Annotated in this window: 9 protein-coding genes; 4 read left to right on the top strand and 5 right to left on the bottom strand. The window is 69.8% G+C overall.

The genetic code is table 11. The features are described 5' to 3' along the window. Positions 1-812: glycoside hydrolase family 2 TIM barrel-domain containing protein (locus tag BB334_RS17345; RefSeq protein ID WP_108722484.1), on the bottom strand; the 812-nt coding region annotated here is incomplete at its 3' end. A gap of 31 nt (positions 813-843) precedes the next feature. Then, on the bottom strand, positions 844-1,425 hold the full coding sequence (locus BB334_RS00935; RefSeq protein WP_068803423.1) for a hypothetical protein: 582 nt from the start codon (positions 1,423-1,425) through the stop codon (positions 844-846). Positions 1,426-1,724: 299 nt separating this feature from the next. Here BB334_RS00935 and BB334_RS00930 point away from each other — a divergent pair, with 299 nt between their 5' ends. Further along, the gene (locus tag BB334_RS00930) at positions 1,725-2,270 is read left to right on the top strand and encodes a phasin family protein (protein ID WP_068803421.1); all 546 of its coding nucleotides are present in this window, start codon (positions 1,725-1,727) and stop codon (positions 2,268-2,270) included. A 160-nt stretch (positions 2,271-2,430) separates the two neighbouring features. On the opposite strand, the gene BB334_RS00925 is transcribed toward BB334_RS00930, so the two are convergent. Next, positions 2,431-2,625, bottom strand: a complete 195-nt coding sequence (locus BB334_RS00925; protein WP_068803419.1) for a hypothetical protein — start codon at positions 2,623-2,625, stop codon at positions 2,431-2,433. 295 nt (positions 2,626-2,920) lie between these two features. On the opposite strand from BB334_RS00925, the gene BB334_RS00920 reads away from it, so the two are divergent. The 3 genes from BB334_RS00920 to BB334_RS00910 all read left to right on the top strand — a co-directional run bounded on the left by BB334_RS00920 (position 2,921) and on the right by BB334_RS00910 (position 5,278). After that, entirely contained in the window at positions 2,921-4,213 is a 1,293-nt protein-coding gene (locus tag BB334_RS00920; protein WP_232756619.1) for an MFS transporter, read from the top strand. 160 nt (positions 4,214-4,373) lie between these two features. Beyond that, on the top strand, positions 4,374-5,006 hold the full coding sequence (gene yfcF, locus BB334_RS00915; RefSeq protein ID WP_068803417.1) for a glutathione transferase: 633 nt from the start codon (positions 4,374-4,376) through the stop codon (positions 5,004-5,006). Further along, positions 5,003-5,278, top strand: a complete 276-nt coding sequence (locus BB334_RS00910; RefSeq protein ID WP_068803415.1) for a hypothetical protein — start codon at positions 5,003-5,005, stop codon at positions 5,276-5,278. Before yfcF ends, BB334_RS00910 begins: the two co-directional genes overlap by 4 nt. Positions 5,279-5,338: 60 nt before the next feature. Here BB334_RS00910 and BB334_RS00905 read toward each other — a convergent pair whose 3' ends face one another. Beyond that, positions 5,339-5,824 carry an SRPBCC family protein gene (locus BB334_RS00905; RefSeq protein WP_068803412.1) on the bottom strand — a complete coding sequence of 162 codons (486 nt, stop codon included), beginning with the start codon at positions 5,822-5,824 and terminating at the stop codon, positions 5,339-5,341. Between the two features lie 88 nt (positions 5,825-5,912). Beyond that, on the bottom strand, positions 5,913-7,175 hold the full coding sequence (locus BB334_RS00900; RefSeq protein WP_068803410.1) for a glycerate kinase type-2 family protein: 1,263 nt from the start codon (positions 7,173-7,175) through the stop codon (positions 5,913-5,915). Between the last annotated feature and the right edge of the window lie 24 nt (positions 7,176-7,199).

Here is a 7,199-nt window from a genome sequence, read left to right as displayed (position 1 = left end):
CCGTGCCAGGTCCCGGTCTGTTCCTGCTTCGCGCCCCACAGGAATGGAAAGCTGCCCGTCACCTGCGGCTGGCGGGCGAGGAAGGCAAGTGCCTCGCGGTAAAAGGCGGCCTTCTCGGTGCTGGTGGGCTCGACCGGCGCCCCCCACGGCTTGCGCCCCGCCTGCCACTGGCCGAGCGGCCCGAACTCGGTGACCACCACCGGCTTGGTGATCGCTGCTGCACGCAGCCGGCCGGGCAGGGCGAACACCGCGCCGCCGTAGAGGTTGATGCCCAGCAGGTCGACGCTGGCGCAGCAGTCCGCGAGCAGGCGCAGTTGCTCGTCGCCGGTGTCGGCCACCGACATCAGGGTCGGATGCGCCGGGTCGAGTCGCTTGACGATGCCGGCCAGGCGGTCGATCTCGCGCCACATCGGCAGCGGATCGCGTTCGCCGATCTCGACCTCGTTGCCCACGCCCCAGGCGAGCAGGGCCGGATGATTGCGGTGGCGCTCGACGAAGGCGCGGAGGTCGCGCTCCTGCGCCGCCACCGCCGCGGCGTCGTCGATGCGGAAGCCGTGGCGCGGATGTGCGACCCACAGCCCCATCACCACCTTCAGGCCGAGGCGCGCCGCCTCGTCGAGCACCCAGGCGTCGGTGTCGTGGTGATAGACGCGCACAACCCGGCCGCCGGCGGCGGCTAGCTTTTCGAGCGTGGCGCGGTCGCCGGCGAAAGCCGCACCCTGCCATTGGGAGGGGGGCGCAGCCGCCGGCGCGGTGCACAGGACGGCGGCGAACAGCGCGGCGGTGAACTGGCGGAGCGGATGCTTCGGCAAGAGGGGTCTCCGGTAAGGGCCGGCGCGATGCTCAGGCCCGGAAAAGGTGATCGGGCAGCTCGACGTCGAGTTCGACCGCCTCGAAGTCGACCGTTTCGATCGGTCTGCCGCTGGTGGCGAAGCTCTGTACCCGCTGCGGGAAGAGACTGTCGGTGGCGAGCCGCAGACGGTAGCGGTGAACGCCGGCGACCGCGGCGCCCGCGTCGCCGATCACCTCGAGTACCCGTGAAGCCTGCGCGTCTTCGCCGCCTTCCTCCACCGTACCGACACTGCCGCGAGCGCCCAGCGCGATCAGGTTGTCGAACAGGGCACCGACGTCCGAACGGTCGATCCGATGACCACGCGGACCGCGCACCAGGCGGTGGTCGGGGCTCAGGCTCAGGGAGGGGCCATGGGCCAGGCCGAATGGCCACAGCCTGACCCGTCGCTCGAGCGGATCGAAGACGAGCACCACCCCATGGTGGGGCTGCACCAATTCCATCCGCACCCAGCCCGGCCGGCGGTAGGCGTAGTGCAGCAGCTGGACGCCATCGCCGGCCTGCACGCGCAGATCGGCGCGGTAGGTGCGCAGCGCGAGGAAGCGCTTCCTTGCCTCGATCAGTACCTCATCCATATGCGCAAGATTCCGCAGGCCCCACGTCCATGAAACACCACCCCGCCGCAATCGGCCAGCGATTCTTGCAAAGATTGCACATTGAAACGATCTGCAGCGGCCGTTCGGCGCCGTCATTTGCGGGGTCTGCTATCGCAGCGCAACATCCCTGAAACATGAGGAAACAAGCGCCAAGGCTTATTCATCATTTGATTTTTGCAAAATCGGAATCGCCGTCTATACTTGGTTTTGCTGCAAGGCACCAACCGAATTGCATAGCATCAAGACGCATGCCAACCGAATTGTCTCAGGAGTTTTTCATGACCGACGCAACCCAAACCCTCGCCGCCGCCAGCAAGGCCGGTGCAGATTTCGTGCTCTCCCTTGTCAACGCCGCTTTCGGCAGCAGCGAGCGTCTGGCCGCGCTGAATCTGAGCACCTCGCGCGCGCTGCTCGACGAGACCGTGGCCAACGCCAGGACGCTGCTCGAAGCGAAGGACGTGCAGGAAATGATCAAGCTGCAAGCCGGCCTGACGCAGCCGCTCGTCGGCACGGCCACCGAGTACGCCCGCAGTGCGTTCGAGATCGCCGCGCAGGGGCAGGAAGAAGTCGCCAAGGTGTTCGAAGCCCAGGTCGCCGAGTTCAACAAGCAGCTCAACGAGGTGCTTGAGAAGGCTGCCGAGTCGGCCCCGGCTGGTTCGGACTTCGCCGTCGCCGCCGTGAAGTCGGCGCTGGCCGCCGCCAACAGCGCGTACGAGAATGTCAGCAAGGTCGCCAAGCAGGCTTCCGATATCGCCCAGAACAACCTCGAAGCCGCCACCGAGGCGACCGAGAAGGCCGTTCGCAGCACCAAGAAGGTCGCCTGATCGACCTTCGGCGCGGCCCCACGGTCGCGCCCCGCAAGAAAATGCCGTCCGGTTCGCGCCGGACGGCATTGTTGTTTTTCGGGCCGTCAGCGCTGCCGAGCGGTCCAGTCCTTGCGGGAGCATGCTCGTCTTCCCGGCGGCAAGCCGGGTCGGCAGGCGCTCAGGAGGCGTACTCCCAGAAGTTGCAGCTCGCGCCCGGCCGTGTGCTGCCGAAGGTGCGGCAGCGCCGGGTGAGCCAGTCGTACTCGGCGCAACGGGAGCAGGTCCGGTGGTTGTCCTTGCCGGTATCGGGGGACGGACGGCGAATGTTGGTGAACCAGCCGACGAAGCGGCGCGTGTGTGTTTTCAGCTGCATGGAGTGACCCTCCTCGATCACGGGGTGCCGACGACGCTCCGGCCCGATTCTGGTGGTCGGGGCCGCCCGGTCGGGCGGCTCGTGCTCGGTCGCGCATCAGCGATGAGACCGATTATTCCATCTACCGTTTCCATAATCTGTGTCGAAATGCATATGACGTGAAGGCCAGCCGGCAGCGGCGGTGCGTCCTCGATCCGTGCGGCAGCCGGCGGGGCGCTAGAATCGGAGCATTCGCGGGCCGCTCCCTTGCGTGATCGGGCGCTTCGGACGACCCCCCACTGCATGCGAGGCAAGAGTGCCCAAGACTTCCCCCGCCGCCGGGCGCACCCTGCCGGGTCCGATGCGTGCCCTGCGGCACCGCAACTTCCGCTCCTATTTCGCCGGGCAAGCGATTTCCATTCTCGGCACCTGGATCCAACAGGTCGCGCTGTCCTGGCTGATTTACCGCCTCACCGGATCGGTGGCCCTGCTCGGTGTCGCCACCTTCGCCGCGCTGCTGCCGATCCTGTTCCTCGGCCCGCTCGCCGGGGCCTGGATCGACCGCCATGACAAGCGGCGGCTGCTGATCCTCGTTCAGGGCCTGCTCGCGCTGCAGGCCGCCGCGCTGGCCGTGCTGACCGCGCTGGAGGCGATCGGGCCGACGCTGATCGTCACGATGTCGGCGCTGCTCGGCGTGCTGAACGCCTTCGATACGCCGCTGCGCCAGTCGCAGATCGGTCAGTTCGTCGGCGATCGCGCCGACCTTCCGAATGCGCTCGCCCTCAACGCGATGGCCTTCAACGCGGGCCGCTTCATCGGCCCGCCGGTGGCGGGCCTGCTCCTCGGACTGAGTTCGGAGGCGGCCTGCTTCGCGCTCAACGCGCTGTCGTTCTCGGCGCTGGCGATCGGCGTGTGGCGGGTGCGGGTACCGACTTCGGCGCGTGCGAGCGGCTCGACCGCGGCGGTCTTCCGCGAGGGGCTGCGCTACGTGCTCGACGAGTATCCGGTGCGTACGCTGATTCTGATCCTCGCGGTGGTGAACCTCACCGCGTCGAGTTACGCGGTGTTGCTGCCGGTGTTCGCCAAGGACGTGTTCGCCGGCGATGCGCGCATGCTCGGCTGGCTGTGGGGCGCGGCCGGGGCCGGGGCCGTGCTGGGCACGGTGTTCCTCGCCACCCGCAGGCGCGTCCTGAGCCTGGTCAAGGCGGTGGTGGGCGCGGGGGCGGTGTGCGCGTTCGGCCTGCTCGCCTTCGCCTACAACCGCGAACTCGCGCTCGCGCTCGCCGCGATGGCGCTGATAGGTTTCGGTATCTCGGTCGGCAACGTGTCGGTCAACACCCTTGTGCAGAGCAACGCACCGGACCACCTGCGCGGCCGGGTGGTGTCCTTCGTCAGCGCGACCCGCTTCGGCTTCGATGCGATCGGCGGCCTGGTCGCCGGCCTGCTGGCCGCACGCATCGGGGTACAGGCGGCGATGCTCGCGGAGGGGGTGGTGCTGGCGTTGTTCGCCGCCTGGTGCGTCAGCCGCTATTCCCGACTGCGGGCGGAGGTGGCACGCCAGCAGGACGAGATCCTGCAGGCGCCCCACGGCACCGGGAAGGCCGGCTGAACCCGACCTGGCGCGCCCTCCCGGCGCAACCGGCACATCGCGCAGCGCACAGCGCTTTCATCGAGTAGGCTGGAGAAGCGGCAACGCCCGCCACGCGGGCCGCGCCGACGTGATTTCGCGCGCCCGCTCGTCGCGATGTCCGGATCGCAAGGAGATTCCCATGCCCGATTCCGATCTGCTGCTCTACGTCGATGCACGTTTTCTCAGCCCCTATGCGATGTCGGTCTTCGTCGGGCTGGAGGAGAAGTCGCTGCCGTTCCGGCTCGAAACCGTCGATCTCGAGGGCGGCGCACAGCACGCGCCGGCCTACGCCGCGCTGTCGCTGACCGGGAGGGTGCCGACCCTGGTCCACGCGGGATTCGCGCTGTCCGAGTCTTCGGCAATCACCGAGTACCTCGACGACGTCTTCGGCGGTGTACGGCTGTATCCGGCCGAGCCTCGTGCGCGGGCGCGGGCGCGTCAGCTGCAGGCCTGGCTGCGCAGCGACCTCGATGCCCTGAAGGCCGAGCGTTCGACCGAGGGGGTGTTCCGCGCGCCGGTGGCCGTGCCCTTGTCGGCGCAGGCGCATGCGGCGGCGGCGCGGCTGTTCAGGGTGGCAGAAGCGCTACTGCCGGCGGGCGAGGCGCATCTCTTCGGCGTCTGGTCGGTGGCCGACGTCGACCTCGCCCTTGCCCTCCAGCGCCTGTTGGCGAACGGCGACGAGGTGCCGGCGCGGCTGGCGGACTACGCCCGCGGCGAGTGGGAGCGGCCCGCAGTGCGGCAGTGGATCGCGCGGGCGCGGGAGACGGCATGAGCCCCGGCGCCTTCCCCAAGCTGTCGGATTTCGTCGAACTGGCCGCCGCCGAGTACTACCTCGAGAGCGGCCGGGTCGAGCTCGACGCGCGCTGGATCGCCGCCTATTTTCAGGACAGCGGCGTCATGGATGCGTACCCGCGGCAGGATCCGGTCGCGTTCGGCGAGCTGGTGCAAAAGGCGCTGGACACGCACGCCGAGCGTGCCGGCAAGCAGATGCGCCTGCACCTGGCCCGCATCGCCCGCGTCAAGGGGCGCTTGCGCAGGCGCTGAGCTCCCCGGGGGCACGACCTGCCCTGACGCTGAACTGAGCGCGCGCGCGGCGCGGAATCTTCATACGGTTCGCGCGTCGGTGTCCGCCTTCAGATGGCGGGCGAGGCCACTGCCGCCGGCCTCCATCAGCTTGTCATGGTTCCAGCGGAACAGCGGCTTCGCCAGCGGGGCGAGGAGGTTCATCCAGCGCCGCGTGGTGCGCACCTGCCAGTCGTAGCGGACGAAAACGTGGCCGTCGCTGTGCGTCAGGCGGCAGCAGCCCCGGCCTTCGAGCTCGCCTTCCACCCGGCCCTCGAGCAGCTGCAGCGGCTCGACCCGCGTCACGCGCGAGACGAAGCGCAACCGGTAGGGCAGCAGGCTGCGGCAGGTGTAGCACCGGCGGGCGCCGACGCCGTCGGCGTCGCCGCGGTCGAGGACGGCGACCTGCTCGATGCCCGGCCACCAGCGTGGCCAGTTCTCGGCATCGACGAGCGCCGCCCACACCGCCTCGATCGGCGCATCGAATTGCCAGACGGTGGTGAGTTCGTAGTAGTTGCTCGGGCGCATGCGGAAACGGCCGCTCAGGGGGTGGGGCGCTTCCGGCCGTGCCGCGCGAACCGGACCGGGTAGCGATGCCCGGCGTTCGATCGACCGATCACTGGATCAGGATCGCGCGGAAATCATTGACGTTGGTCAGCGTGGGTCCGGTGACCAGCGAATCCCCGAGCGCCTCGAAGAAGCCGTGGCCGTCGTTCGCGTCGAGCCGATCGCGCGGGCGCATTCCTTGCGCCCAGGCGCGGGCCAGGGTGTCGGGCGCGAGGAAGGCGCCGGCGATTTCCTCCAGGCCATCGACGCCGTCGGTGTCGCCGGCCACCGCATGCACGCCGTCAACGCCGTCGAGTGCGAGCGCGAGCGCGAGCAGGAACTCGACGTTGGGCCCGCCGCGGCCGGCCCCGCGCACGGTAACGGTGGCTTCGCCGCCGGACAGCAGCACGCAGGGCGCCGCGAGCGGCTGGCGATGTTGGCGCACCTGCAGCGCGATCCCCGCCATTACCTTGCCCAGCTCGCGCGCCTCGCCCTCGATGCGGTCGCCGAGGATCGCGGTGGCGAAGCCGGCCTCCGCAGCCAGCCTGGCCGCGGCCTCTAGCGCCAGCTGCGGGGTCGCGATCAGCTGCGTGCTGACCCCGGCGAGGCGGGGATCGCCCGGCTTCGGCGTCTCGCCCGCGCCGCTTTCGAGCAGGCTACGGGCGCCCTCGGGCAGGGCGATGCGGTAGCGGCGCACGATCTCGCGCGCGTCGGCGCAGCTCGTGGGGTCGGCCACGGTGGGGCCGGAGGCGATGTCGATCGGCCTGTCGCCGGGCACGTCCGAGATCAGCAGGTTCACCACCCGCGCCGGATGGCAGGCGGCGGCGAGGCGGCCGCCCTTGATCGCGGAAAGGTGGCGGCGCACGCAGTTCATCTCGGTGATCGTCGCCCCCGACTTCAGCAGCGCGCGATTGATCGCCTGCTTGTCCCCCAGACTCACCCCCTCACCCGGCAGCGGCAGCAGCGCCGAGCCGCCGCCCGAGACCAGGCAGATGACGAGATCGTCGGCGGAGAGGCCGCGCACCCGCTCGAGCATGCGTCTTGCGGCCTCACAGCCGGCGGCGTCGGGTACCGGATGAGCGGCTTCGACGATCTCGATGCGCTCGCAGGGCACGGCGTAGCCGTAGCGGGTGACGACGAGACCTTCGAGCGGGGCCGCCCAGTGGCGTTCGAGCGCCTGCGCCATCGCGGCGGAGGCCTTGCCGGCGCCGATCACGATCGTGCGACCGGTGGGCGGCGGGGGCAGGAAGCGCGGGACGCAGTGTTCGGGCTGAGCGGCATGCACCGCGGCGGCGAACATCTTCGCGAGCAGTTCTCGTGGGGTCGGGTTCATGCGGGGCGCGTCGAGTGGAGGCGG

The organism is Thauera phenolivorans (assembly GCF_001696715.1).
In the GTDB taxonomy this organism is placed as follows: domain Bacteria; phylum Pseudomonadota; class Gammaproteobacteria; order Burkholderiales; family Rhodocyclaceae; genus Thauera; species Thauera phenolivorans.
Note: the sequence above shows the minus strand (reverse complement) of the source record. Positions and strands in the feature narration are given on the sequence as shown.